This is a genomic window from Streptococcus hyointestinalis (assembly GCF_011039275.1).
Taxonomy (GTDB): Bacteria; Bacillota; Bacilli; order Lactobacillales; family Streptococcaceae; genus Streptococcus; species Streptococcus hyointestinalis_A.
Window position 1 is genome coordinate 782632 of the sequence record NZ_JAAKGB010000001.1, and the last position, 26815, is coordinate 809446.

General features: G+C 44.3%; 11 protein-coding genes and 15 pseudogenes. 22 read left to right on the forward strand and 4 right to left on the reverse strand.

The features are described 5' to 3' along the window. Positions 1–11: 11 nt before the first annotated feature. The 5 genes and pseudogenes from G5B60_RS03800 (at position 12) to G5B60_RS03820 (ending at position 4852) form a co-directional block, all read left to right on the forward strand. Positions 12–509 (forward strand): annotated as a pseudogene (locus tag G5B60_RS03800) (F0F1 ATP synthase subunit delta). Between the two features lie 16 nt (positions 510–525). Continuing rightward, a pseudogene (atpA, locus tag G5B60_RS03805) lies at positions 526–2034 on the forward strand (F0F1 ATP synthase subunit alpha). Between the two features lie 11 nt (positions 2035–2045). Further along, positions 2046–2924, forward strand: coding sequence for a F0F1 ATP synthase subunit gamma (locus G5B60_RS03810; RefSeq protein ID WP_164682731.1), 879 nt, complete (start codon positions 2046–2048; stop codon positions 2922–2924). Positions 2925–3013: 89 nt separating this feature from the next. Further along, positions 3014–4420 (forward strand): annotated as a pseudogene (atpD, locus tag G5B60_RS03815) (F0F1 ATP synthase subunit beta). 12 nt (positions 4421–4432) lie between these two features. Continuing rightward, positions 4433–4852 (forward strand): F0F1 ATP synthase subunit epsilon, encoded by a 420-nt coding sequence (locus G5B60_RS03820; protein ID WP_164684154.1) that lies wholly within the window; start codon positions 4433–4435, stop codon positions 4850–4852. A gap of 46 nt (positions 4853–4898) precedes the next feature. Here G5B60_RS03820 and G5B60_RS03825 read toward each other — a convergent pair. Together G5B60_RS03825 and G5B60_RS03830 are read right to left on the reverse strand one after the other, a co-directional pair. Beyond that, positions 4899–5741: pseudogene (locus G5B60_RS03825) on the reverse strand (alpha/beta hydrolase). Continuing rightward, positions 5728–6951: a PTS sugar transporter subunit IIC gene (locus G5B60_RS03830; RefSeq protein ID WP_164682733.1), complete on the reverse strand. Its 1224-nt coding sequence runs from the start codon at positions 6949–6951 to the stop codon at positions 5728–5730. The pseudogene G5B60_RS03825 and the gene G5B60_RS03830 overlap by 14 nt, the downstream one beginning before the upstream one ends. 379 nt (positions 6952–7330) lie before the next feature. Between G5B60_RS03830 and G5B60_RS03835 the strand changes: the two genes are divergently transcribed. The 9 genes and pseudogenes from G5B60_RS03835 to G5B60_RS03875 all read left to right on the forward strand — a co-directional run bounded on the left by G5B60_RS03835 (position 7331) and on the right by G5B60_RS03875 (position 16042). Beyond that, positions 7331–7492 carry a DUF1146 family protein gene (locus G5B60_RS03835; protein ID WP_241154491.1) on the forward strand — a complete coding sequence of 54 codons (162 nt, stop codon included), beginning with the start codon at positions 7331–7333 and terminating at the stop codon, positions 7490–7492. A 69-nt stretch (positions 7493–7561) separates the two neighbouring features. Further along, positions 7562–8836 (forward strand): annotated as a pseudogene (gene murA / locus G5B60_RS03840) (UDP-N-acetylglucosamine 1-carboxyvinyltransferase). Positions 8837–8895: 59 nt separating this feature from the next. After that, the gene (locus G5B60_RS03845; RefSeq protein ID WP_430523657.1) at positions 8896–8985 is read left to right on the forward strand and encodes a DNA-directed RNA polymerase subunit beta; all 90 of its coding nucleotides are present in this window, start codon (positions 8896–8898) and stop codon (positions 8983–8985) included. Between the two features lie 40 nt (positions 8986–9025). After that, entirely contained in the window at positions 9026–9916 is an 891-nt protein-coding gene (locus tag G5B60_RS03850; protein ID WP_164682735.1) for a DNA/RNA non-specific endonuclease, read from the forward strand. A 236-nt stretch (positions 9917–10152) separates the two neighbouring features. Continuing rightward, positions 10153–11193 (forward strand): annotated as a pseudogene (gene pheS / locus G5B60_RS03855) (phenylalanine--tRNA ligase subunit alpha). A 9-nt stretch (positions 11194–11202) separates the two neighbouring features. Continuing rightward, positions 11203–11724, forward strand: a pseudogene (locus tag G5B60_RS03860) (GNAT family N-acetyltransferase). 40 nt (positions 11725–11764) lie between these two features. Continuing rightward, positions 11765–14170 (forward strand): annotated as a pseudogene (gene pheT, locus G5B60_RS03865) (phenylalanine--tRNA ligase subunit beta). 101 nt (positions 14171–14271) lie between these two features. Next, positions 14272–14910 (forward strand): annotated as a pseudogene (serB, locus tag G5B60_RS03870) (phosphoserine phosphatase SerB). A 10-nt stretch (positions 14911–14920) separates the two neighbouring features. Next, positions 14921–16042: a glycerate kinase family protein gene (locus G5B60_RS03875; protein WP_164682737.1), complete on the forward strand. Its 1122-nt coding sequence runs from the start codon at positions 14921–14923 to the stop codon at positions 16040–16042. Between the two features lie 30 nt (positions 16043–16072). On the opposite strand, the gene G5B60_RS03880 is transcribed toward G5B60_RS03875, so the two are convergent. Then, on the reverse strand, positions 16073–16510 hold the full coding sequence (locus G5B60_RS03880) for a YueI family protein (protein WP_164682739.1): 438 nt from the start codon (positions 16508–16510) through the stop codon (positions 16073–16075). 204 nt (positions 16511–16714) lie between these two features. Here G5B60_RS03880 and eno point away from each other — a divergent pair. The 8 genes and pseudogenes from eno (at position 16715) to budA (ending at position 24783) form a co-directional block, all read left to right on the forward strand. Next, positions 16715–18013, forward strand: a pseudogene (gene eno, locus G5B60_RS03885) (phosphopyruvate hydratase). Positions 18014–18590: 577 nt separating this feature from the next. Then, positions 18591–18722 carry a hypothetical protein gene (locus G5B60_RS11575; protein ID WP_277423784.1) on the forward strand — a complete coding sequence of 44 codons (132 nt, stop codon included), beginning with the start codon at positions 18591–18593 and terminating at the stop codon, positions 18720–18722. A 293-nt stretch (positions 18723–19015) separates the two neighbouring features. Then, positions 19016–19180: a hypothetical protein gene (locus tag G5B60_RS03890; RefSeq protein WP_164682741.1), complete on the forward strand. Its 165-nt coding sequence runs from the start codon at positions 19016–19018 to the stop codon at positions 19178–19180. A gap of 153 nt (positions 19181–19333) precedes the next feature. Beyond that, a complete protein-coding gene (locus tag G5B60_RS03895; RefSeq protein WP_164682743.1) occupies positions 19334–19825 on the forward strand; it encodes an NUDIX hydrolase in 492 nt (163 codons plus the stop codon). 12 nt (positions 19826–19837) lie between these two features. Next, positions 19838–21022 (forward strand): annotated as a pseudogene (locus G5B60_RS03900) (AI-2E family transporter). Continuing rightward, positions 21012–22250 (forward strand): annotated as a pseudogene (locus G5B60_RS03905) (tetratricopeptide repeat protein). Before G5B60_RS03900 ends, G5B60_RS03905 begins: the two co-directional pseudogenes overlap by 11 nt. Before the next feature lie 122 nt (positions 22251–22372). After that, positions 22373–24052, forward strand: a pseudogene (gene alsS / locus G5B60_RS03910) (acetolactate synthase AlsS). An 11-nt stretch (positions 24053–24063) separates the two neighbouring features. Continuing rightward, a pseudogene (gene budA / locus G5B60_RS03915) lies at positions 24064–24783 on the forward strand (acetolactate decarboxylase). Positions 24784–24807: 24 nt separating this feature from the next. On the opposite strand, the pseudogene G5B60_RS03920 reads toward budA, so the two are convergent. Further along, a pseudogene (locus G5B60_RS03920) lies at positions 24808–26472 on the reverse strand (Rqc2 family fibronectin-binding protein). Positions 26473–26815 lie beyond the last annotated feature (343 nt).

A 26815-nucleotide genomic window follows, 5' to 3' on the forward strand; every position in this document is an offset into this window, starting at 1 on the left:
AGCAATACGCTATGAGTTTGTTAGAAGTAGCGCTTGAGCATGAACAGTTAGCAACTGTCAAGGCTGATGTTGAGGCCATCATTGCTGTCTATGAAGAGAATAATCTAGAATCTGTACTGTCAGACTTTGCTATATCAAAAGAAGACAAAGCTTCTATAATAAAACTTCTTCAAGAGTCTAGCACGACTTATGTGAGCAATTTTCTTGATGTCATTATTCAAAATGAACGTGAAGGACTTCTTTATTCCATTTGCCAGACTTTCTAGGTCAAAGAAGCACGAGCAACAAACACCCACGACATTAGTGTGACAACAGCTATTGCCCTGTCTGATGAGCAAAAAGAGCGTCTTTTAGCCTTGGCAAAAGAAAAATTAACCATAGTGCATGGTCAACAGGTTGAAACCATTGACCCGAGCATTATCGGTGGTATTATAATCAATGCTAATAACAAGGTAATTGACACGAGTATCAAGAGTCAATTACGTCAATTCGAACAAAATCTAAAATAGAAGGTGGTGTAGATTTTTGGCAATCAATGCACAAGAAATTAGCGCTTTAATTAAAAAGCAAATTGAAAACTTTCAGCCAAATTATGACGTCACAGAAACAGGGGTCGTTACTTATATTGGTGACGGTAGCGCTAGAGCTCGTGGTCTTGACAAAGCCATGAGTGGTGAACTTCTCGAATTTTCAAACGGAGTCTATGGTATGGCACAAAATTTGGAGTCAAATGATGTCGGGATCATCATCCTTGGGGACTTCTCTGAAATTCGTGAAGGCGATGAGGTGAAACGTACTGGTAAGATTATGGAAGTGCCAGTAGGTGAAGTCCTTATCTGTCGAGTTGTGAATCCATTTGGTCAGCCTGTTGATGGTCTTGGTGAGATTAAGACAACAGCGACACGTCCAGTAGAAACACCAGCTCCTGGTGTTATTCAGAGGAAGTCTGTCTCAGAACCACTTCAAACAGGTCTCAAGGCGCTTGACGCCCTTGTACCAATTGGACGTGGTCAACTTGAGTGGATTATCGGTGACCGTCAAACAGGTAAAACATCTGTTGCGATTGATGCAACCTTGAACCAAAAAGGACAAGATACGATTTGTAGCTATGTCGCTATCGGACAAAAAGAATCAACAGTACGTACACGAGTAGAAACGCATCGAAAGTATGGTGCTCTTGAATATACTATCGTTGTAACAGCGTCTTCTTCGCAACCTTCTCCATTGCTCTACATTGCACCGTATGCTGGTGTTGCAATGGCAGAAGAGTTTATGTACAACGGCAATCACGTATTGATTGTTGATGCTGATTAATCAAAACAAGCGGTAGCTTATCGTGAATTATCACTTCTTCTTCGTCGTCCGCCATGTCGAGAAGCTTATCCAGGGGAAGTTTTCTACCTTCACAGTCGCTTGCTAGAGCGTTCTGCAAAGGTATCTGATGAGTTGGGTGGTGGTTCTATCACATCTCTTCCATTTATCGAAACGCAAGTTGGTGATATCTCAGCTTACATCGCAACCAACGTTAACTCTATCACTGACGGGCAAATTTTCTTGCAAGAAAAACTCTTTAACTCAGGTATCCGCTCAGCCATTGACGCAGGTTCTTCTTTTTCACGTGTTGGTGGAGCTGCACAGAATAAAGCCATGAAGAAAGTAGCAGGGACCTTACGTCTTGACTTAGCGTCTTATCGTGAGCTTGAAGTCTTCACATAGTTTGGTTCTGACCTTGATTCAGCGACTCAATCTCAACTAAACCGTGGTCGTAGAACGGTTGAAGTGCATAAACAACCGCTTCACAAGCCACTTCCTGTTGAAAAGCAAGTTGTAATTCTTTATGCTTTGACACATGGTTTCTAGGATGATGTGCCAGTAGATGACCTTTTAGCCTTTGAAGGAGCCTTGTACGACTACTTAGAGGCGCATCATAAAGACATCTATGAAACAATCGTATCAACAAAAGATTTGCCTGAAGGAGCAGTGCATGATGCAGCTATTCAAGAAGTTAAAGACCAATCAGAAGTTAAAGCATAGGAGGGTATGATATGGCAGGCTCTCTTAGTGAAATTAAAGAGCGTATTACCTCAACAGAAAAAACGAGTAAAATTACGAGTGCCATGCAGAAGGTATCCTCTGCAAAGCTCGTTAAGTCTGATCAGTCCGCACGCGATTTTCAAGTCTATGCTTCAAAAATCCGTCAGATAACAACTGACCTTATGAAACCGGAATTGACAACAGGTTCTGACAATCCGATGTTGGTGTCACGTCCAGTCAAAAAGACAGGCTATATCGTCATCACATCAGATAAAGGGCTCGTTGGCGGTTACAACTCAAAGATGTTAAAAGCGATGATGGATATGCTTGCAGAAGATCATGCTGAAAAAGATGATTATGCCAATATTTCTATAGGTGGTGTTGGGTCCGATTTCTTCAAGGCACGCGGGTTAAATGTTGCATATGAACTGCGTGGTTTAGAAGATCAGCCTAGCTTTGAGCAAGTTGGAAAGATTATTTCCAAGTCTGTTGAGATGTATAAAAACGAGCTATATGATGAGCTTTATGTTTTCTACAATCACCATGTTAATAGCTTAACCAGCCAAGTCCGTGTACAGCAGAAGCTTTCACTTGCAGACCTTGATTCGGATGAAGCGAGTGAGGACGGAGTATCTGGCTGTGAGTTAGAGCCAGATCGAGAAGCTATTATGGAGCAATTATTGCCTCAATATATAGAAAGCATGATTTATGGAGCGATTGTTGATGCTAAAACTGCAGAGCATGCTGCCGGTATGACAGCCATGCAGACAGCAACCGACAATGCTAGAAATGTCATCAACGACTTGCCCATCCAATATAACCGTGCTCGTCAGGCTGCAATTACACAAGAAATTACAGAGATTGTAGCGGGTGCCAATGCGCTAGAGTAAATCGAACATACTCATAGCTACAATTTTATAAAATGCCCTCTTTGATCAAAAGAGGCAAGATTTGTAGCTTAGTTTAGAAGGAGAAATAAATGAGCTCAGGCAAAATTGCTCATGTCGAGGGTCCTGTTGATGACGTTGCGTTCTCAACAGATGACAAACTTCCTGAGATAAACAATGCATTGATTGTTGATAAAAATGGCGATAAAAGTCAAAAAATCGAACTCGAAGTAGCACGTGAGTTAGGAGACGGAGTAGTACGTACGATCGCTATGGAATCAACCGATGGGCATACTCGTGGAATGGAAGTTCTTGATACATGTCGACCTATTAGTGTCCCTGTTGGAGACAAGACTCTAGGTCGAGTTTTCAACGTTCTTGGGGATACCATTGACCTTGAAGGACCTTATGCAGAAGATGCAGAGCGTGAGCCTATCCATAAAAAAGCCCCATCATTTGATGAATTGTCAACCTCTTCAGAAATTTTAGAGACAGGTATCAAGGATATTGACCTTCTTGCGCCTTACCTAAAAGGAGGAAAGGTAGGACTCTATGGTGGAGCCGGAGTAGGTAAGACCGTCCTTATCCAAGAGTTAATCCATCAAATCGCCCAAGAACACGGTGGTAACTCTGTGTTGATAGGTGTTGGGGAACGTACACGTGAAGGGAATGACCTCTACAGGGAAATGAAGGAATCTGGCGATATTGAAAAGACTGCCATGGTCTATGGTCAGATGAATGAGCCACCTGGATCTCGAATGCGTGTGGCTGTGACTGGTCCGACGATTGCGGCGTATTTCCGGGACGTCGAAGGTCAAGACGTGCTTCTTTTCATCGACAATATCTTCCGTTTCACTCAAGCAGGTTCTGAGGTAGCAGCGCTTCTTGGGCGTACGCCGTCAGCCGTTGGTTACCAACCAACACTTGCTACTGAAATGGGGCAATTGCAAGAACGTATCACGTCAACAACAAAAGGTTCTGTTACTTCTATCCAAGCCATCTATGTGCCAGCGGCTGATTACACTGACCCAGCGCCAGCAACAGCATTTGCTCACTTGGACTCAACAACCAACCTTGAGCGTAAATTGACCCGAATGGGGATTTACCCAGCGGTGGATCCACTGTCTTCCAGCTCACGTGCCTTGGCACCAGAGATTGTTGGTGAGGAACACTACCAAGACGCAACAGAATTGCAACGTGTCCTTCAACGTTACCGTGAATTGCAAGATACCATTGCTATTCTTGGTAAGGATGAGTAGTCAGAAGAGGAAAAAACTTTGGTTGGACGTGCCCGTCGTATCCAGTTCTTCCTTTCACAAAACTTTAACGTTGCTGAAACCTTGATAGGACAACCAGGTTCTTACGTACCAGTAGAAGAAACGGTTCGTGTCTTCAAGGAAACCCTTGAAGGTAAACACGATGATCTTTCAGAAGATGCCTTCCGTATGGTTGGTGGAATCGATGATGTTGTTGAAAAAGCCAAAAAAATGAATTACTAATGAGGTGACATGATGGCAGAAATGACTGTTCAAGTAGAGACACCTGATGGTCCGAAATACGATCACCGTGCTACTTTTATTCACGCAGTGACTAGAGGAGGGGAAACCGGTATTTTGCCAGGGCATATCAATCTGCTTGCTCCTTTGAAGGTCAGCGAGTGGAAAGTACGCCGTGTAGATGATGAGAAACATGTAGATTGGCTTGCAGTCAATGGTGGCATCATTGAAATCAAAGACAATGTTGTAACGATTGTAGCGGATTCTGCAGAGCGTGAGCGTGACATTGACGTTAGCCGTGCTGAGCGTGCTAAATTGCGTGCTGAGCGTGCTATCGAAGTCGCTAAGCAAGAGCACAGACCTGATGAGGTGCAACGTGCTCAAGTGGCTCTTAGACGTGCGCTTAACCGTATCAACGTAGGTAATAAATGCTAAAAAACGATTGAATCTTTCAATCGTATTATGCTTTCTCGAAAGGAGACTAGAGTTTGGCGATTCCTTTTTCTTTTTTATCTTTGTAGACGATTTTTTCAGCGATGTATTTGATGACCTCGGGGTTACTTGGCAGGTCGGAGTGACTGGCATTATCACCGGTCACGGTTACTTGTGTGTAGTGTTTTACGACTTTTTGATAGATGTATTTACCAGCTTCGATACTAGCCAGTGGGACAATCTTGTCGGCATCGTAGGTATTCGTTCCTTCGAGGTTATAGACAGAGAGATTGCTTGGGATATTTGCTCTAGCGGCAATCAAATCTATGAGCATTTGCGTGCGGTTAGAGCTGTTGCTCTCTTCAAAATTAAAAGGTGTTCCGATGGTTAGCAGTGTCTACATCTCAAAATCATCAGAGTCAATGTACTGTTCTAGGGAAATTGTCCAGTTCAAGCCACCGTTAGAGTGTCCAAGAGCGTTGAAACGCATGAAGTTAGAGCGTTTTTGTAGTGCTAGCATGTCTTCATTGAGCCAGGCAGCCTGTTTTTTTATGTTTCTGTAGCCATCTTTGTAATTTTCAAAAGCGATAACAATATAAGGCTAGCGGTCATTGGTGTCGAGCTTGCCTTTGTAGACGATTTTACCGCTGGTTTTAACCGTCAGCTTTAGAATGCTGTGCTTCTCGCCCATTTTATTGAGCTGTTTGAGGAGTGTATTGAAGTGCACGTGACTGGCACTAGAGCCTGGCACTAAGAAGGTCGGCGTCATCTTAGAATTATTGATACGGTGTTGCGTGGTTGTGATGTCATTGACATAACGCCGTCCCAAAACCGCCATGGTCGCTAGAAGAGAGAAAAGCAGGAGAGCAATGGAGCCTTTAAACCATTTCATCTTGTTTTTCTTCCTTTCTAAAAGCGAGTGTGACAAAGGGGCGGTAAATGAAAATAGACATGCCCAAGAGCCCAAAGGTAAAGACGAGATAGCGCCAATCGCCGTTTGAAGTGAGAAAACCAAAGAGGACACTTGGTGTTCCAACAGGTGTTGCATAGACTGCTGGCTTGAGCAGAAGTAGAGGAAGTGCTAGAGCACCAAGTAACTCGGCGAGGACAGTTGATACTACCATAGGAATCAACAAAATCGGCTGAAAGAGAATGGGCAATCCAAGGAAAAATGGCAGTTGTTGGTCAAAAAGAAGCGGAATAGCAGACAATAGAGCGATGTAAAGGTAGCGTTTATTGTTAAGCATGCGGCTACTGCCTAGGACGCTGATCAGTAGCGCTAGGAGCATACCAATCCCTCCAAAAAGAGCAAAGCAGTCTTGAAAGGTGTAAAAGGTAAAGAGGTGTGGGAAGGTTGAGACAGTATTGTCTAGAGCCGCTGTGATATTTTCACCAGCTACAGTCACGCCCAAATCAGGAGTATTCAGCATAAAAGGTGGCGTAAACCCAAACACCAGCATGATAGTAGCAAGAACGGACCACAAAAGTACGCTAAGCAGTTGACCATGTCCATTGCCTAAAAGGCTTTCAAAAATAGTTTGCAGCAAAAAATCCAGATAGAGATAAGGGATTCGTTGAGCGGCTTGGTTAAAACTGTAAGCCCCATACAGTAGGAGAATGCCTAAAAAGCGATTGACATAAGCAAAACGGCTACTCATAAGCATGATAACAAAGACAATCACCAAACCAAAGAGAACCAAAAGCAACCAAAACGGCTGGATATTGTAATAAATCCGCTCGCAGGTGCTATCTGTGGTAAACAAGAGCCAAGTGGTCAAAAAACCAATCAAAGACGGCAGTTGCCAATCAATAGTGCTATCCTCTAGACTGCGGCGCATGAAGGTCTCTACAAAATGCCCCATCAAAAAAGACAGGAGGAAGTCAGAGAGTGTGCCTAGCCCCATCGATAGTGCAACAACAATCTGCTTGCCCTTTAGAAAACCAGTTGTTTCTAGAAAAAAGGCATTTTCAAAACAGAAAAGTTGCTGAAAGATATGCATCCAGGCATAGAGCAAGGCAAAAGGAAATAAATCCCTGAGACTCTCAAAAATCAAAGAGCGCAATCTATGAAATGAGGGGAGAAAGAATCGTATCTGATACATAAGTCACCTAACTTGCTATGTCTATAATAGCGATAAATGCTGTATTTTCATGGGTCTGTAGGCGATTTTTAGGAGAAATACAGCAAAGAGGCAAAAAGAATGGATGAAAGAGCATACAATAATTAAAAAAATGAGAAAATTAATGCTATAGTATTTTAATAGGAGAAAGTCCTGTTAAAATAAAAGAAAACCTAAGCATCCTTTAAAGACAACAAACCACCTCCAGCTAGAGGTGGTTAGTTGTGGGAGCGGACTATACTCTTACTTGCTGTTTGGTGATTACAGCAAGATACGCTATAATGATAGCATGGAATATATCTTATCACTTGTGATTTTGATGAGTCATCTGATTTTTATTTTGTTGGTGCACCGCCTCTAGGTGACGCTTTTTGATTGGTCCAAAATCGTCAAAAATGCTCAAGATAAGCTGGGGCAATTGCGTGTGTTGTTGATGTTAATCAGCATTGCCATCGGCTATATGGTCAGTCACTTTAAGCATGAGGTCCTCTCAATCATGCAGACCGCTATGTTAGGTCAGTAAAAGTCAGAAAAAATGACCAGCACAAAACTTTACGCTATAATCAAGATACTATTTTAGATGGAGAAGATCATGGATAAAATCATAATTGAAGGTGGCAATACACGATTGTCAGGTCAAGTAACGATTGAAGGGGCTAAGAATGCTGTTGTGCCCTTGCTTGCAGCAACTATCCTCGCAGAAGAAGGCAAAACGACGGTAACCAATGTCCCTATTTTGTCAGACGTATATACTATGCATAATGTGGTGCTTGGTTTAGATGTGGATGTCACTTTTTACGAGGTAAACAATCAAGTTACCGTAGATGCGACAGGCGATATTTTAGACGTTGCTCCCTATGAGTACGTCAGCAAGATGCGTGCCTCTATCGTGGTTTTAGGTCCGCTTCTTGCTAGAAAAGGGCATGCCGTTGTGTCCATGCCATGTGGTAGTACGATTGGTAGCCGTCCTATTGATGTGCACTTAAAAGGACTTGAGGCGCTTGGGGCTGAGATTACACAGACTGGTGGGGACATCACAGCGACAGCAGACAAGCTAAAAGGCACGACCAGTTAGATGGATATTCCGTCTGTAGGCGCTACGCAAAATCTGATGATGGCAGCGACCCTTGCTGAGGGTACGACTATTATCGAAAATGCCGCTCGTGAGCCAGAGATTGTTGACCTTGCTGTTGTGCTCAATAAAATGGGCGCTACGGTTAGAGGAGCAGGGACTTAGACGCTGACGATTGTCGGCGTGGACAGTTTGCACGGCGTTGAGCACGATGTGGTTCAAGACCGTATCGAAGCAGGGACATTTATGGTAGCAGCCGCTATGACATCAGGCGATGTCCTTGTCAAAAATGCCATCTGGGAGCACAATCGTCCCATGATTTCTAAATTGATGGAAATGGGTGAGGAGGTGACTGAGGAGGAAAACGGTATCCGTGTCAAGTCTGATGTGGCAAAACTCAAACCAGTGACTGTAAAAACCCTCCCTCACCCAGGCATCCCAACGGATATGCAGGCGCAGTTGATAGCGCTCATGGCGGTTGTATCTGGAGAATCAACCATGATAGAGACGGAGTATGAAAATCGTTTCCAACATTTAGAGGAAATGCGTCGAATGGGACTCTGCACGGAAATCATGCGTGACACCGCTGTCATCCACGGAGGTGAGCATTTGCAAGGTGCGCCAGACATGTCAACAGACTTGCGAGCAAGTGCAGCTCTGATTTTAGCTGGGATGGTGGCTGATGGTGTCACAACTGTTAGCAAGTTCAATCACCTAGACCGTGGTTACTACAAATTCCACGAAAAACTGCAAGTACCAGGTGCTACTATTCGTCGTGAAAGTGAGGAAGGCTAATGCATACAGGTTGGCGATACGTTGTCAAGCAGTTTGGCTAGCTGGGGCTGGGTGCCCTGCTGTGTCTTTTCTTTTTAGCGCTGGGTCTTGTGATTGGCTACGGCGTGATTGGTGATGGGAAAAATCCTTTTTCTATCCTCTCGCCATGAACTTGGCATGACTTGACCGGAAAATTCACAGGAAACTAATATGGCAAAGAAAAAAACAGCAAAGCGTGCTTCCTACTCACCAGCAGCACGTCTTGTCGGAGTACTGGCGCTAGCTCTAGGCTATTCGGATGTTCATCCCAAGGACAATCCCGTCCGTCAAATCACGAGCAGTCTCGAAACTAAGACCACAAAGTCAACGACAGAAGAGACAGAAGTTGTCGGCAAAACTCCTAGCCAAAGTCTAGCCGAGTCGGTATTGACCACATCTGTCAAAAGCCAGCTTAAAGGCAGTATTACATGGAATAAGGCAGGTGCTTTTATCATCAATAACAACAAAACAAACCTCAATGCCAAGGTGTCAAGCGCCCCTTATGCCAATAATAAAACCAAAACTGTACAAGGTCAAACCGTCCCAACTGTCGCCAATGCGCTGTTGAGCAAGGCTACCCGTCAATACAAGAGCCGTGAGGAGACAGGAAATGGCTCAACCTCTTGGACACCAGCAGGTTGGCACCAGCGCTACAATCTCAAAGGTGCTTACAACCACGCTGTGGACAGAGGGCATTTGCTGGGCTACGCCTTGGTTGGTGGCTTGAAAGGCTATGACTCTTCAACCAGCAATCCCAAAAATATTGCCACCCGAGCCGCTTGGGCAAATCAAGCCAACAGTGACCACTCGACAGGGCAAAACTACTATGAGACGCTGGTTCGAAAGGCTCTTGAAAAGAACAAGCATGTGCGCTACCGAGGGACCCTCATCTACGACGGCGACAATATACCAGCTTCAGGTACGCACCTTGGAGCCAAGTCGACTGACGGCAGTTTAGAATTTAACGTTTTTGTGCCTAATGTCCAGTCTGGCTTGACCTTTAACTATGCAAATGGTGAAGTTGCTGTGGATAAGAGGCTGGAAATCTACCAGCCTTTTTGATAAAATGATAGAAACTAAATAGCGATCTATGAGACTAGTAACCTTGTGGCATTTTTCAGGGAGTGCTAACCGTGACTGGAAGTTAGCTAAAAGAAAGCAGGGCGAATTCACTCATGAGGAGATCTCAATAAAGGTCTGCTGAGCAGAAGAAAACGGATGGTACCGCGTGTCAATGCACCGTGTGTGGAGCATTGGCACTTTTTTGTTGTCTATTTTGTTAAGATACTGGAGGAAGGATGGATATACAAGAACAACTAGAAGAGTTGCGTACATCAACGCAAGCAAAACTCAAGGAAACGCATGTTGACAATGCCAAGGAATTGCAAGAACTGCGTGTGCAGGTCTTGGGGAAAAAAGGCTCTCTAACAGAGCTATTAAAAGGTATGAAAGATTAATCACATGAAATGCGCTCAGTTGTCGGAAAACAAGTCAACGAAGTGCTTGATGTATTGACCAAGTCTTTTGAAGAACAAGCAAAACTTGTTGAACAAGCCCGCATTGCTAAAAAGCTAGAGTCTGAAAGTTTGGATGGGACCCTTCCATGTCGACAGAAGAAGGTCGGACACCGTCATGTCCTCACCCAAACCAGCGAAGAAACCGAAGATACCATCCTTGGCATGGGCTTTCAAGTGGTGGAAGGTTATGAGGTTGAAAAGGACTATTACAACTTTGAGCGTATGCATCTGCCAAAAGACCACCCAGCCCGTGACATGCAGGATACTTGCTACATCACAGAGGAAACCCTTATGCGTACGCACACCTCACCTGTGCAAGCCCGCACTATGGACAGCCACGATTTTTCAAAAGGACCTTTGAAGATGATCTCACCAGGGCGTGTATTCCGTCGTGATACAGATGACTCCACATACTCTCACCAGTTCCACCAAACCGAAGGGCTAGTCGTTGGGAAAAACAACTCTATGGGCGACCTCAAAGGAACACTTGAGATGATTATCCAAAAAATGTTTGGTGCTGAGCGTCAAACCCGCTTGCGCCCAAGCTACTTCCCAGTTACAGAGCCATCTGTTGAGGTGGATGTGTCTTGCTTCAAACGTGGCGGCAGCGGCTGTAACGTCTGCAAGTAAACTGTCTGGCTTGAAATTCTCGGAGCTGGTAAGGTACACCCTAGCGCCCTTGAAAAGTCAGGGCTTGACTCAGAAGAATACTCAGGTTGTGCCTTTGGTCCAGGTCAAGAGCGTAGCGCTATGCTGCGCTACGGTATCAATGACATTCGTGTCTTCTACCAAGGAGACACCCGTTTTACAGAGCAATTTTAGGAGGAGAGTATGACTGATAATGCTATTACAAGAGCTGGTATTGACCAGCTAGAGGCCAGTCAAGACCTAGCGAAGACTACTTTTCGAGAAACTTTTTGACATGCCAACACCGAAGAGCAGTTGCAAGAGTATTATGATGGAGCTTACACGCTAGAAGTGCTTGGCCAAGAGTTAAAAGCAGAAGATACAGAAACTTATCTAGTCAGCGTAGACGGCGAAGTTGCTGGCTTTCTCAAGGTCAACTGGGGTGCATCTCAGACAGAAAAAGAGCTTTACGATAGCTTTGAATTGCAACGTATCTATGTTCTCCAAAAGTTCCAAGGACAAGGCTTGGGCAAACGTCTCTTTACCTTTGCGCTAGAGCTTGCAAACGAACAAGGCTTTACATGGGCAAGGTTAGGCGATTGGGAACACAACACCAAAGCGCAAGCCCTTTATAAAAGATACGGTTTTGAAAAATTCTCAGAGCACCAGTTTGCTGTCGGTGACAAGGTAGACACCGACTGGTTGATGCGTAAATATCTCAAGTAATAGAAAGGAGCAAGCACACTTTAGCGTGTGTGACAAGTGTATGTTAGTATCTTATAAATGGCTCAAAGAGCTTTTTGATGTGGATGTGACAAGTGCTGAGCTAGCCGAGAAGATGTCAACGACAGGAATTGAAGTAGAGGGCGTGACAAGCCCACAGACGGGTCTGTCAAAATTAGTCGTTGGTGAGGTTTTATCTTGCGAGGATGTGCCAGACACTCATCTTCAACTCTGTCATGTGGACACAGGGGATGAAAGCCCACGACAGAAAGTCAGCGACGCACCAAACATCAAAGCAGGTATCAAGGTGATTGTAGCGCTTCCATGCGCTCGTATCGCTGACAATTATAAAATCAAAAAAGGTAAAATTCGTGGTATGGAGTCGCTAGGGATGATTTGTTCGCTGCAAGAGTAGGGGTTGCCAGACGGTACCATTCCAAAGGAATTCTCAGATGGCATTCAAATTCTGCCTTATGAGGCTGTGCCTGGTGATAGCATTTTCCCTTATCTTGATGTGGACGATGAGAATATCGAGCTCTCCATTACACCAAACCGTGCTGACGCCCTTTCTATGCGTGGTGTCGCTTATGCAGTGGCTGCCAGTTACGGTAAAGCATTGCATTTCCCAGAGCGTACACTTCTTGAGATTGAAAAGCCAGCAGCTTATGAGATTTCAGTAGCCATAGCCTCTGACAAGGTCGTAACCTACGCTAGCCGTGTTGTGGAAAAAGTCACCATCAAACCAAGCCCACAATGTCTTCAAAACCTCTTGATGCATGCAGGCATTCGACCTATTAACAATGTCGTTGACGTGACCAACTGTGTCCTCTTGAACTTTTGACAACCTACGCACGCCTTTGACCTAGACAAGTTTGAAGGGCGTGACATCGTGTCACGTGAAGCCCGTGAGGGTGAAGAGTTAGTCACACTTGACGGTGCGACACGTGAGCTTGTCGCAGGGGACTAGGTGATTACCGTTGGTGACAAGCCAGTAGCGCTTGCAGGTGTCATGGGTGGACGTGACACTGAGATTGATGATACTTCTAAAAATGTCGTTCTTGGAGCGGCTATCTTTGACGGAACAAGCATACGCAAGACCAGCGGACGTTTCAATCTGTGCACGGAAAGTTCATCACGTATTGAAAAGGGCGTGAACTACGCCACTGTCCTTGGAGCGCTGGATATTGCGGCTGCTATGCTGACTGAGTTAGCTGGTGGTGCGACTCTTGCAGGGCGTGTAGTCGCAGGCAATCTTCCAACAGAACCTACCCAAGTCTCGAGCAGTCTAAGCTATGTCAATGCACGACTAGGGACAGATTTAACTGCCGATGACATCAAGGATATCTTTAAGAAACTTGGCTTTGGTTTAGAGATTTCTGGAGACAACTTTACCGTATCTGTTCCTCGCAGACGTTGGGACATCAGCATTCAAGTCGACTTGGTTGAGGAGATTGCTCGTATCTAAGGTTATGACAATCTGCCAACAACCTTGCCAGAATCTGGTAGTACCGTTGGTGAATTGACCACTTCTCAACGTTTCCGCCGTGAAGTGCTCACCATCGTTGAAGGACTGGGGCTTTCCGAAATCATCACTTACGCCTTGACAACACCTGAAAAGGCGGTTGAATGTGCCCTCAAACCAAGTAAGATCACGGAGCTCACGTGGCCAATGAGTGTGGAGCGCACGGTTCTACGTCAAAATATCGTCTCTGGTAAGCTAGACACTGTTGCCTACAACAGCGCCCGTAAAAATACCAACCTAGCTCTCTATGAGATTGGTAAAGTCTTTGAGCAGACTGGCAATCCAAAAGAAGACCTGCCAAAGGAAATCACAAGCCGTGCCTTTGCCCTATCTGGTCTCGTAACGGAAAAAGATTACCAGACAAGAGCAGTCCCTGTTGATTTCTTCCATGCTAAGGGGGTTCTAGAAGCCGTGTTTACTAAGCTGGGACTAGAAGTTGACTATGTTCCAACCAAGGATATGGCTAGCATGCACCCAGGGCGTATAGCGCTCATCGTTCTAGATGGTCAAGAAACCGGTTTTGTTGGTCAAGTGCACCCGCAAACCGCTAAAGATTACGCTATTGGTGCGACTTATGTTTCTGAGTTCAATCTGGATGTTATCGAGTCTCATTACCACAAAGCGCATGTCTTTAAGGAAACCACTAAGTTCCCAGCCGTTAGCCGTGACATCGCTCTCTTGGTTGAAAATAGCGCCAGCCACAGCGACATCATCGCAGCGATTAAAGTCGCAGGTGAGAAACGCCTAACAGACATCAAACTCTTTGACGTCTATGCTGGAGAAAACATCCAAAAAGTCTTCAAATCAATGTCTTACAGCCTAACCTTCCAAAATCCAACAGATAACCTCACTGATGGAGAAGTTGCCAAATACATGGCCAAAATCACAGCTTCTCTCGAAGAAACAGTCGGTGCGGAAATTCGTTAATGACAGAAAACTTCCCTAGAAAACTAGCGGAAGTATTATAGCATTTGCAGTTAGCAGAATTTTCAAGTAAAATAATAATACAATAAACAAGGAGGAAGTAAATGAGCGTTAAGGGATTGTTAGTGATGGATGTGGACTCTACCTTGATTCGAGAAGAGGGGATTGACCTATTGGGAGAAAAAGCGGGCGTTGGACGTGAGGTGGCAGACATTACAGAGCGTGCTATGAGGGGTGCGCTGGACTTTAGGCAAGCGCTTTTTGAGCGTGTGGCATTACTAAAGGGACTACCTTAGACGATTTTTGAGGAAGTCATGCAGGAAATGCACTTTACACAGGGAGCTCGTGCGCTGGTTGAGACCGTGCATGCACGAGGCTACAAGGTAGGCTTGGTCTCAGGAGGTTTTCACGAGACCGTAGATAGCTGAGCCAAAGAGCTGGGTATCGACTATGTCAAAGCCAATCGCCTAGAAGTCAAGGACGGCAAGTTGACCGGACGTGTCGTAGGCGATATTGTGACCAAAGAAACTAAGAAAAACTGCCTAGAGCAGTGGGCAAGTGAAAATGGACTTAGTCTGTCAGAAACGGTCGCTATGGGAGATGGTGCCAATGACCTTCCTATGATTCAGACGGCAGGCATTGGTATTGCCTTTTATGCAAAACCTATCGTTAAAGAACAAGCACCTTACCAAATTAACACAGCTGACTTGACGCAGGTGCTTGCGATTTTGGACGACAAATAAGGAGGACAGCATGCACATACTCATAGCACCAGATTCTTTCAAGGAGAGCTTGTCTGCGCTAGAGGTGGCAGAAGCGATAAAAAGTGGTTTTGGGTCTGTTTATCCAGAAGCGACTTTTGATTTATTGCCTGTTGGAGACGGTGGTGAGGGCACTCTATCAAGTCTTAGCACCAACCTCCACATGACTACAAAAACAGCTCTGGTCAGCGATTCATTTGGAGATAAGCGAGAAGCACCTTATGCGGTTTTGGGCAATCTTGCTGTCTTTGAGATGGCGAGTATCTGCGGTTTAGAGCTCGTTTCTAAGACACAGCGTAATCCCTTACAGCTAAGCACACAAGGCGTCGGCGAGATGCTCGTTCATCTGAGTCAAGCGGGTGTCACAGAGGTTATGGTTGGTGTTGGCGGATCAAGCACCAACGACGGTGGTATTGGCATGGCAAAAGTCTTAGGTTATCGCTTTTTAGACGCCCAAGGGATAGAGCTAGAAGCTATCGGTGACAATCTTTCTAAAATCGCCGTTATTGATGGCAGTCAAGTTCCCAAAACACTAAAAAAGTTAAAAGTAACCATCATCACTGACGTGACCAATCCCTTATGTGGCCCAAACGGTGCGACTTATGTCTTTGGTGAGCAAAAAGGCTTGCCAGTAGCAGATACGAAAGCTTTTGATGAGGCGATGAATCAGTTTTACCAAAAAGCTAATCCTGCTGCCAGCACTGTACCTGGTAGCGGTGCAGGAGGTGGTATGGCAGCGGGCTTGATGACCTTTTTAAATGGTCAAGTTGTCTCTGGTAATGACGCTGTGCTTGACTACTCACATTTTGATGAGCGCTTGCAAAAAGCGGCTCTAGTCATTGTCGGAGAGGGGCGACTGGACCGTCAAAGTCTATCTGGTAAAGCCCCTGTTGGAGTCGCAAGGCGAACTCCACAAAATACCCCAGACATTGCCATCTGTGGCAGTCTGGCTGATGACTTGCCAGATATTCCGACTAGTAACATCACGGCAGCTTTTCCCAGCATCCCTTCTCTAAGCAGTCAAGAAACTTTATTGCAGAATACTGAAAAACATCTCATACGCACAGCACAAAATATCGCTAATCTATTAAAACTAAACGAAAAAAGCTGGTAGAACCAGCTTTTTGTCTTAGTGACCAAATAATTATTTGAAAAAAGATTCCTTTTGAGGGTGTGGCGTTGGTATTGCTTCCAACAAATCTGGAAATTGCACTGCAAAATCGGTGCTTTCGATATTTTCTGCTTTATTCGTGTGGACGATAATACCAAACGGTGCGTTGGCGGCATTTTCATCAACGATCGTGTCAGAACATCCCTTATCTTGCGCTTTTTTCATAAAGAACATCTGCGTTTCAGTGCTGAGTTTTGGCGAGATTTTGACCGAAAGGGGCGAAAAGGTCTGTGACAGTCGCTCTAAAGCTTTAGAAAAGGTCTTTTGTATCCCCTCTGTCAGCGCTTCTTGAAGCGCAATGGTCAAGACAACCCGCTCTCTAAAAGTCCCGAAATAGCGACGCTGCTCATCTGGGTTTAATCTTGTCTCACCTGTCGCTTTTTGTAAAATTTGTTTATCAAGGTCTGTCATAATAGCCTCCTGTGTAGGTAATTGCCTTTATTATAACGAAAAAAAGCCAAAAAAGCAGAAATGAAAGCCAAAAGCCAAGGATAATGTCACAAAAAGAGAACAACTCAGTTAGAAAAGCGCTTTCTATGGGTTTTTTCTTGTTATTACAGCCAGAAAGTGGTAATATTAACATGTAAAAAATATAACTCAGAAGGAGAGTATGTAATGTCAATTATTACTGATGTATACGCACGCGAAGTCCTTGACTCACGCGGTAACCCAACACTTGAAGTAGAAGTTGATACTGAATCTGGTGCCTTCTGACGCGGTAAGGTTCCTTCAGGAGCTTCTACTGGTGAGCACGAAGCAGTAGAACTTCGAGATGGTGACAAGTCTCTCTACAACGGTCTTGGAACTCAAAAAGCTTTTGACAATGTAAACAACGTCATCGCCGAAGCACTTATTGGTTACGATGTTCGCGACCAACAAGCTATCGACCGTGCTATGATTGCACGTGACGGTACTCCAAACAAAGGTAAACCAGGTGCTAACGCTATCCTTGGTGTATCTAACGCTGTTGCTCGTGCAGCTGCTGACTACCTTGAAGTGCCACTTTACAACTACCTTGGTGGTTTCAACGCTAAAGTGCTGCCAACACCAATGATGAACATCATCAACGGTGGTTCATACTCAGACGCTTCACTTGCTTTCCAAGAGTTCATGATAGTACCTGCTGGTGCACCTACATTCAAAGAAGCTCTTCGTTGGGGTGCTGAAATCTTCCACATTTTGAAGAACATCCTTAAAGAACGTGGACTTGAAACAGCTGTTGGTGACGAAGGTGGTTTCGCACCTAAATTTGACGGTACTGAAGATGCTGTAGAAACTATCATCAAAGCTATCGAAACTGCAGGTTACAAACCAGGTGAAGAAGTATTCCTTGGATTTGACTGTGCTTCAGCAGAATTCTACGAAGATGGTATCTACGACTACACTAAATTCGAAGGTGAAGGTGGTGCTAAACGTACTGCAGCTGAACAAATCGACTACCTTGAAGAGTTAGTAAACAAATACCCAATCATCACTACCGAAGATGGTATGGAAGAAAACGACTGGGACGGTTGGAAAGCTCTTACAGAACGTTTTGGTGGACGTGTTCAATTGGTTGGTGACGACTTCTTCGTTACAAACACTGACTACCTTGCACGAGGTATCAAAGAAGGTGCAGCTAACTCAATCCTTATCAAAGTTAACCAAACCGGAACTTTTACAGAAACTTTCGAAGCTATCGAAATGGCCAAAGAAGCTGGTGATACTGCCGTTGTATCATACCGTTCAGGAGAAACAGAAGATACAACAATCTCTGACATCGCTGTTGCAACTAACGCTGGTCAAACTAAGACAGGTTCATTGTCACGTATAGACCGTATCGCTAAATACAACCAATTGCTTCGTACCGAAGATCAACTAGGTGAAGTTGCAGAATACCGTGGTTGGAAATCATGCTACAACTTGAAAAAGTAACCCTTGATGAACAAGGTTTTAGAGCTATTGGAAATTTCCAAGAGCTCTTTTTTACTTTTGTAGAGTATAGTTGAAGTAAGTTAGCAATTATCTAGAACATATGGACAGTGTGTCGTGGGTAAGGTATAATGTTATTGAAAGGTGATGTGATAGCGATATAACGACTTACCGCATATCAAAAGAGACGGGCATTAGTATTTCCAGCCTTGATAGATATCGTGACAACACGAGCAGTTTAGAAAACATGGCGTTAAAAGTTGCTGGTAAGCTATGTGAATATGCTGAAAAGGCGAAAGGAGAAAGTTGATTATGATGGAATGGATTGTATTTTTGGGTTTTTGTTTGCTGTTTGCTGTTTGCTCTACCTTGGCTATTTGGTTCAAGTGATGAGCAGGTCAAAGCTAAACGTAACCGTATGCTTTCTGACGAGTACAAAAAACTCTACAAAGATAAAAAATAAAGCAAAGTCCTAGTTAAACTAGGGCTTTTTGTTTTGGGAGAAATATCCTAGAGGACGCCCAAGTAGCGCCTTTTTTTATTGTCTAAAATAAGTATATAACCATTTTGGGGAGGTGCATTGGCCAAAAGTAAAGCGACCCCTTGGCTTACCGAGGAAGGTTTACTAAAAGTCGAGGGATGGGCAAGAAGCGGTCTTACAGATAAGGAAACCGCTAGTAAAAATCAAGATGATAGTCGGAAATTTTCGTAAAATATAGTACATACAAGAAAATAGGAGCTATTTATATGGTATAATGTAACTATAAAGCGCTAAAAAAGCGCCAAAAAGAAAGAGGGAAGAGCAAATGAATACATTACTGTGGGTTTTACTGAGCTTGTACATCATGATATTCGTTGGACGTAAGGTTAGTGCGTACTACTTAAATAAGAAACTTGAAAAGCTAAGAATGGAACAAGAAGCGTATAAGAGTCTAGAGACATCTGATTTTGATTAGTTGTGGTTGCTATGTTTGCTTCAGTTAGCGATGAGAAGGAGAGGAGAATATGATGGATTGGAAGAACACATTGATAGGTGAAGAAAAAACACTAAAACATACATCAGAAGATGGTAGCACAAAAGTAGAGTATTCATACCGTGCGGGTTTATTGCCTAACCTGGCTGTCGTTGGTGGACTTGGTCTTTTGGTTTGGTGGTTTGTGAAAAAATAAGCTCGACTTGAGAGTATTATTGGTGCTTGTTAAAAAAGCCTTTGTGAGTGAAGGCTTTTTCGTTATTTACATAGGAAAGAACATATCTTTTCTTCGAGCTTGGGGGAAAATTTTGTTATAATGAAGAGGACAATGCATTAAAAGGAAAGAAAGATGACGAAATTAGCGACGATTTGTTATATTGATAATGGTAAGGAATTGTTATTGCTTCACCGTAATAAAAAGCCTAATGATGTTCATGAGGGAAAGTGGATATCAGTTGGCGGAAAGCTAGAAGCAGGGGAGACGCCTTATGAGTGCGCTCGTCGAGAAATTCTTGAGGAGACGCACTTGACGGTAACGGAGATGGATTTCAAGGGGAATATCACTTTTCCAGATATCACGCCTGGGCAAGATTGGTACACTTATGTCTTTAAAGTGACTGGTTTTGAGGGAGAGCTTATCTCTGATGAGGAGTCTCGTGCGGGGACGCTAGCTTGGATACCCTATGACAAGGTGCTTACCATGCCGACTTGGGCGGGGGAATATGAGATTTTTAAGTGGATTTTGGAGGATGTTCCCTTTTTCTCAGCGAAGTTTCGCTATGATAGCCAGCAAAAGCTCATCGAAAAAGATGTTACCTTTTATGATAGAAAAACAAACTAAGGAGATTTGTCAATGAAGCAACATTCAGATAAACTCTTTTCTGATACGTGGTTGTTTAAGTGGATTTTGAACAATCAAGCCGTTACGGCTGTACTCATCACTCTTTTAGTGGGTTTGACAGGCTTGGTCTTGGTCAAGTTATCTCTGCACGTTGCGCCTGTTTTGGACTGTGTCAGCATTATCATGCTGCCGCTTGTCATCTCAGCTCTTCTTTATTATCTCTTAAAGTCGTTAGTTGATTGGCCTTAGAAAAAAGGGGTTGGGCTGACGCTCGCTATTTTCCTAGTCTTTGCTGGCATAGCAGCGCTTCTTGTCTGGGCTGGTGCCAATGTTATTCCTATGATTACTCGACAGCTAACGACCTTCAGTGATGATTTGCCTGCTTATATCCAGACGGTCAACAAAGAAAGCAATCAGTTTTTAGACCACCCGTTCCTGAAGAATTATCAAGGACAACTGCAAGACACTCTTAGCAATATCAGCACTAAGGCAGTGGATTATGCTGAAAGCATTTCTAAAAATGCGCTGTCTTGGGCTAGCAATTTTGCTAGCACCTTTGCTAGAGTGACGGTAGCAGTCAACATTGCGCCTTTTATTCTCTTTTATTTGCTACGAGATGGACATACCATGAAAGGTGGTAATTTAAAAGTCTTACCAACACGTATACGTACCTCCATTTCACGTATCCTAAGTGATGTCAATACACAACTAGCTGGCTATGTGCAAGGGCAAGTCATGGTTGCCATTGTCGTAGGTATCATGTTTGGTGTCATGTATAGTATCGTCGGTCTTCGCTACGGAGTGACCTTAGGGAATATTGCAGGTATCTTAAATATGGTGCCTTATCTGGGGAGTATTCTAGCACAGGTTCCTGTCTTTATCCTTGCTATCGTTGCAGGTCCTATCATGGTGGTTAAGGTTGCCATTGTCTGTGTCATTGAGCAGACCATCGAGGGGCGTTTTGTGTCACCGCTTGTTTTGGGAACTAAGCTCAATATCCATCCAATCACTACCATGTTGATTTTAATGACGGCAGGCTCTATGTTTGGCATTTGGGGTGTCTTTTTGGGCATACCTGTCTACGCTTCTGTCAAAGTTATTGTCAAAGAATTATTTGACTGGTACAAGAGTATCAGTGGTTTGTATGAGGAAGAACATCAAATTGAGGAAGGAAGTGATAGCACTCATGCAAAATAGTGAAAAAATGATTGCAGTACTCAGCAATCAAGACTTAACACATGCCAACAAATATTTTGAGCTAGCGCTCAAAGAAGATGACGATGAGATGTTGTTAGACCGTGGAGCTTACCTAGAGAGTATCGGTTGTTTACCACAAGCAAAGCAAATTTACCTCAAACTTCGAGAACGTTTCCCAGAGGTCAATGTCAACTTAGCGCAGAAAGCGGCAGAGGATGATGACCTGACAGAAGCCTTTTTGTACCTTGACGCTATCGATGAGACCAGTCCAGACTATGTGTCAGCACTTCTTGTCATGGCTGATCTTTATGATATGGCGGGGCTTACAGATGAGGCTCGTGAAAAACTGCTCCTAGCAGCAGACATCAGTCCAGACCCGCTTGTGCTTTTTGTCTTAGCGGAGCTTGATTTAGACCGTGGGCATTTTAAGGAAGCGATTGATTACTACGCACAACTGGACAACCGTGAGATTTTAGAGTAGACGGGTGTCTCGACTTATCAGCGTATCGGACATGCTTACGCAGCACTTGGAAAGTTGGAAGCTGCCGTTGAGTTCATAGAGAAGGCTATTGAGAAAGAGTATGCTGACCAGACAGTCTTTGAGTTGGCTGTAATTCTCTATGATATGGCGGAATATCAAAAAGCCAATCTCTACTTTAAGCAGCCTTAGACCATGAACCCTGACTTTTACGGATATGAGTATGTCTATGCGCTTTCTTTGCAAAAGTAAAATCAAGGCAGCGAGGCGCTACGTGTCGTGCAGCAAGGGCTGTCTAAGAATAGTTTTGATAGCAACCTCTTGCTCTTAGCATCACAACTGTCCTACGAGCAGCACGATAGCCGCTCAGCAGAGAGCTATTTGCTAGAGGCCAAGCAGGAGTCAGACGACACTGAGGAAGTCCTTATGCGATTGAGCAATCTCTATCTTGAGGAATAGCGCTACGAGGACGTGGTAGCGCTGGATGATGAAGCCATTGATAATGACGTGACCAAATGGAATATAGCAAAGGCTTATCGCCAGCTAGAGGATGAGGACAAAGCCTACGAGGCTTACCATGATTTGGAGGCTGACTTGTATGACAATCCAGAGTTTCTGCAGGACTATGCCTATCTCTTCTATGAGTATGGCTACCGCAGGCAGGCGCAGAAAATGGCAGAGCACTATCTCACATTCGTTCCTGATGACATGGCTATGGCTGATTTCTTGGAAAATCTCTGTCTTGATTAGGTAAAAAATTCACAAACTTTTTTGATAAACTTAGCTATATTCTATGTTATAATGAAGATAAGTTGGAGAAATTATCTAGCAAAGATGATTTTTAGCGCTTATCAAGTAAGGAGAAGTATGGTATGACAGAAGCTAAAAAACAGTATGGTGCGGATTTAATTGTTGATAGTCTCATCAATCATAATGTTGAGTATGTCTTAGGTATTCCATGGGCAAAGATTGACCGTGTCTTTGACACTTTAGAGGATAAAGGACCAGAGCTTATCGTGTCACGTCACGAGCAAAATGCAGCCTTTATGGCGCAGGGGATTGGGCTTATCACAGGTGAGCCAGGAGTTGTGAATACAACGAGTGGACCAGGGGTGTCAAACCTTGCGACAGGGCTTGTGACAGCGACAGATGAGGGCGACCCTATCCTTGCTATCAGCGGTCAGGTCAAGCGTGGGGATTTGCATAAGCGAGCTCATCAGTCTATGAACAATGTCGCTATGTTAGAGCCCAGCACCAAGTATGCGGCAGAGGTTCACGATCCCAACACTTAGTCAGAGACCATTGCCAACGCTTACCGTCAAGCAAAATCTGGAAAACCGGGTGCTAGCTTCCTCTCCATTCCACAGGATGTGACAGATAGCACTGTTTCTGTCAAGGCGATTAAGCCACTGACAGATCCTAAGCTTGGTTCGGCATCGGTAGCTGACATCAACTACCTAGCGCAAGCCACCCGCAATGCTGTTTTACCAGTTTTTCTTCTAGGAAATGGTGCGACAACAGAGAGAGTAACCGCAGCTATTCGCCGTTTGTTAGAAGCGGTGAAATTGCCTGTCGTTGAGACCGTCCAAGGCGCTGGTAACGTGTCTCGTGATTTGGAGGAGGATACCTTCTTAGGTCGTGTAGGTCTCTTTCGCAATCAGCCTGGAGACATGCTGCTAAAACGAGCTGACCGTGTTATCGCTATTGGTTACGACCCGATTGCGTACGAGGCACGCAACTGGAATGCGGAGATTTCTGCTCGTATTATTGTTATTGACGAGGCTAAGGCGGAGATTGATACGTATTTCCAGCCAGAGCGTGAGCTGATTGGTGCTAAAGCGGATACCTTGGATTTATTATTGCCAGCTATCAAGGGATATGAGCTCAATCAAGGTTCTCGCAATTACCTTAGAGGTCTGCGTGAAAATGTGGTCGAGGATGTCAAGTTGGACCGCAATGCAACTAAGGACGGCTTGGTGCACCCGCTTGATGTCATTGATAGCTTGCAGGCGCATGTCACCGATGAGATGACAGTGACTGTGGATGTAGGTAGTCACTACATCTGGATGGCACGCTATTTCAAGTCCTACGAAGCTCGTCACCTGCTCTTTTCAAACGGTATGCAAACACTAGGTGTGGCTTTGCCGTGGGCAATTGCCGCAGCGCGTGTTCGTCCAAAGGAGACAATTGTATCCATCTCTGGGGACGGTGGCTTTCTCTTTTCAGGGCAAGAGCCTTAGACGGCTGTGCGCTTGAAACTACCTATTGTACACATCATCTGGAACGATGGCAAGTACAATATGGTCGAGTTCCAAGAAGAGATGAAGTATGGCCGCTCATCAGGCGTTGACTTAGGACCAGTTGACTTAGTCAAATACGCAGAAAGTTGTGGTGCCAAAGGTTTCAGAGCTAACAGCAAAGAAAGCTTTGAACATCTTTTACAAGAAGCGCTGACTGAAGCGCAGAATGGTCCAGTTTTGATTGACGAGCCGATTGATTACAAAGACAATATTAGCTTGGGAGAAACCATTTTACCAGATGAATTTTACTAAAAGAGGAAATTATGTCAGAAGCGATTAAACTTTTTCAATACAATACGCACAGTGCTGTGATGGCAGGGCTTTACGGTGGGACTTTTACCATCGGTGAGTTGCTAGAGCACGGTGATTTGGGGATTGGGACACTGGATTCTATTGACGGTGAGTTGATTGTGCTAGATGGCAAGGCTTATCAGGCAAAAGTCTCAGATGGTCGTGTAGAGGTCGTTGAAGTATCTGAGGATGTCAAGGTTCCCTACGCCGCTGTTGTTCCTCATGAGGCTGAGGTGATTTTCAAACAACTCTTTGAGATGTCTGACAAAGAGTAGGAAAAGCGCATTGAGTCCTACTAAGACGGGGTCAATCTCTTTCGCTCCATCAAAATCACAGGGCATTTTGCACGCATGCATGTGCGCATGATTCCAAAGTCTACCTCTGATCGTAAGTTGGCAGAGGTAGCGACACATCAGCCAGAGTACACGCAGGACAATGTCTCTGGAACGATTGTCGGCATTTGGACGCCCGAGATGTTTCATGGAGTGCGTGTGGCGGGCTATCACCAGCACTTTATCTCAGCTGACCACACGTTTGGTGGGCATGTGATGGACTGTGTCATCTCAGAAGGTAACGTTGAGGTGGGAGCTGTAGACCAGCGTGACCAGCGCTTTCCTGTCCAAGACCGCAAGTATCACGTTGCCAAGTTCAACATGGACGAGCTAAAGGATGCTAAAGATAAGAGTGAATAAAAAATAAGACTGGATTTTCCAGTCTTATTTTTGTATACGCATACTCTCGATTTTGTCTGTGTCGGGTGTAACCCGCAGGGACTTTGGACCGGTGTAGGTGACAAATCCCGGTTTAGCGCCTGTTGGCTTGTTGAGGCGCTTGTCTTCAATCATATCTACCAGCACGAGATTTGACAGGCGATCTTTTGAGTAGTAGGCAGCCAGCTCGGCAGCGTCTGTTTTGACTTGGTCGCTAGGATTGAGAAAGTCACGGATAAGGACGTGACTTCCTGGGATGTCTTTGTCGAGAAACCAGAGTTCGCCTTTTTTTGCCATTTTAAAGGTCAATTCAACATTTTGCAGGTTATTACGCCCTACAAGAAGAATGGTCTTGCCGTCTGTTGCCAAATATTGCTCAGGCTTTTGGCGCACTTGTCGCTTATCGTGTCTGCGGCGCTTGATAAAGCCTGTCTGAACCAGCGCATCTCGAATATCAGCAATGGTAGCAAGCGACGCTAGGCTAAGTGCAGTCTCGACACTCTCCAGATAGCTGATGGTATGCTTGGTTTCTTCGATAATAGTAGTCAGGTGCTTCACCGCTTCTTTTAATTATTGGTAATTTTTAAAGTAGCGCTGCGCATTTTGGCTAGGCGACAGCGATTTATCAAGAGCAATCGTGATTTATTGGTTGGTGTAGTAATTGTCCAGCTCGACACTATCCTTATCGTTTGGCACCATAGAGAGATAAGTTGTCAGCAATTCGCCTTTTTGGCGGAATTCCTCAGCAGAAGCAGTGGCTTTAAGTTCCTTTTCCTGCTTAGCTAGTTTTTTGATGTTCTTGTCAAGCTCTGTCTGGACACGGTGAATAAGGTCGCTTGCCTGCTGGCTGATACGGTCACTCTCTGCCGTGTCTGTGTAATAATAATCTAATAACTCACCCAGACTATCAAAGCTCTGAACGCTATCTGAAAAATGCACAGCAGAAAAAGACTGTGTAGTCAGACTAGTCTCTACGGATTTTTCAAAGAAAGTGCGAAAGGCTTTTAGGGTCTGCTGCTCTGAAACCGTCAAGAGCTTTGCAAGCTCACTTGCTGTATCACGACCCAAACCTTGAAAGGACATCTGCAGGTTTTTTGGCGTCAGCTCTTGCGTTTTTAATATCTCAAACAAGTCTTCATCCGAGATGTCAAAGGGATTTTTAGCGTCGGTCTTAGGTGGTTCGATATAGCTTGCTCCATGTAAAATGGTGCGGTAGCTGTTTTGCGAAAAGCCAACGTGCTTGATAGACTCGATAATCTTGCCTTCGTTTTTATCCACTAAGAGGATGTTGCTGTGCTTGCCCATGATTTCAACGATGAGCGTCACTTGGATGTCGTCGCCGATTACATTTTTATTGGAGACTGGCATCTCTAGGATACGGTCGTTTTCGATTTGCCTAATATCCTCAAGGACCGCCCCTTGCGGATACTTGCGCATAATCATGGTAAAAGTATTGGGCTGCTGTGGATTTTGAAAGTCGTTTTTAGTGACTTGGACACGCCCAAAGACAGGGAGAGCAGATAGGAGCAGTTGATAATTTTGGCGGTTGTTGCGAATGGTTAGTACCATCTCACGCTCAAAAGGTTGATTGACCTTGTGGATACGCCCATAAAGGATTTGCTCTTTTAGTTCATTTGTTAAATAATGTAGGAAAAAGCCATCAAAAGACATAATGATTACAGAAAAAACGCTGTTTTTCTGTTTCCTCCCTCTAAACTTAATTGTATTCTATTATAACATAGGACAATCTAAAGATTAGCTTAAAAAAACGCTTGAAATTTTCAGAATATAGTGTATAATTAAGAGTATAGTATATTTCAGTTTAGAAAAGGAGACTAGCATGACAAGAACAATCTTAAAAGCATGGCAAAGCTGGCGTAGATGAGGTTGTATTTATGGTAAGCATAGATACGCCATTTGTGAACTTCAAAAACGTATCTATGCGCTAGTCTTATTATCAGTATAGCGCAAGGTAGTGGTCTATCAGGCGCTTTTTGTTTTTTGAAGTTTACGA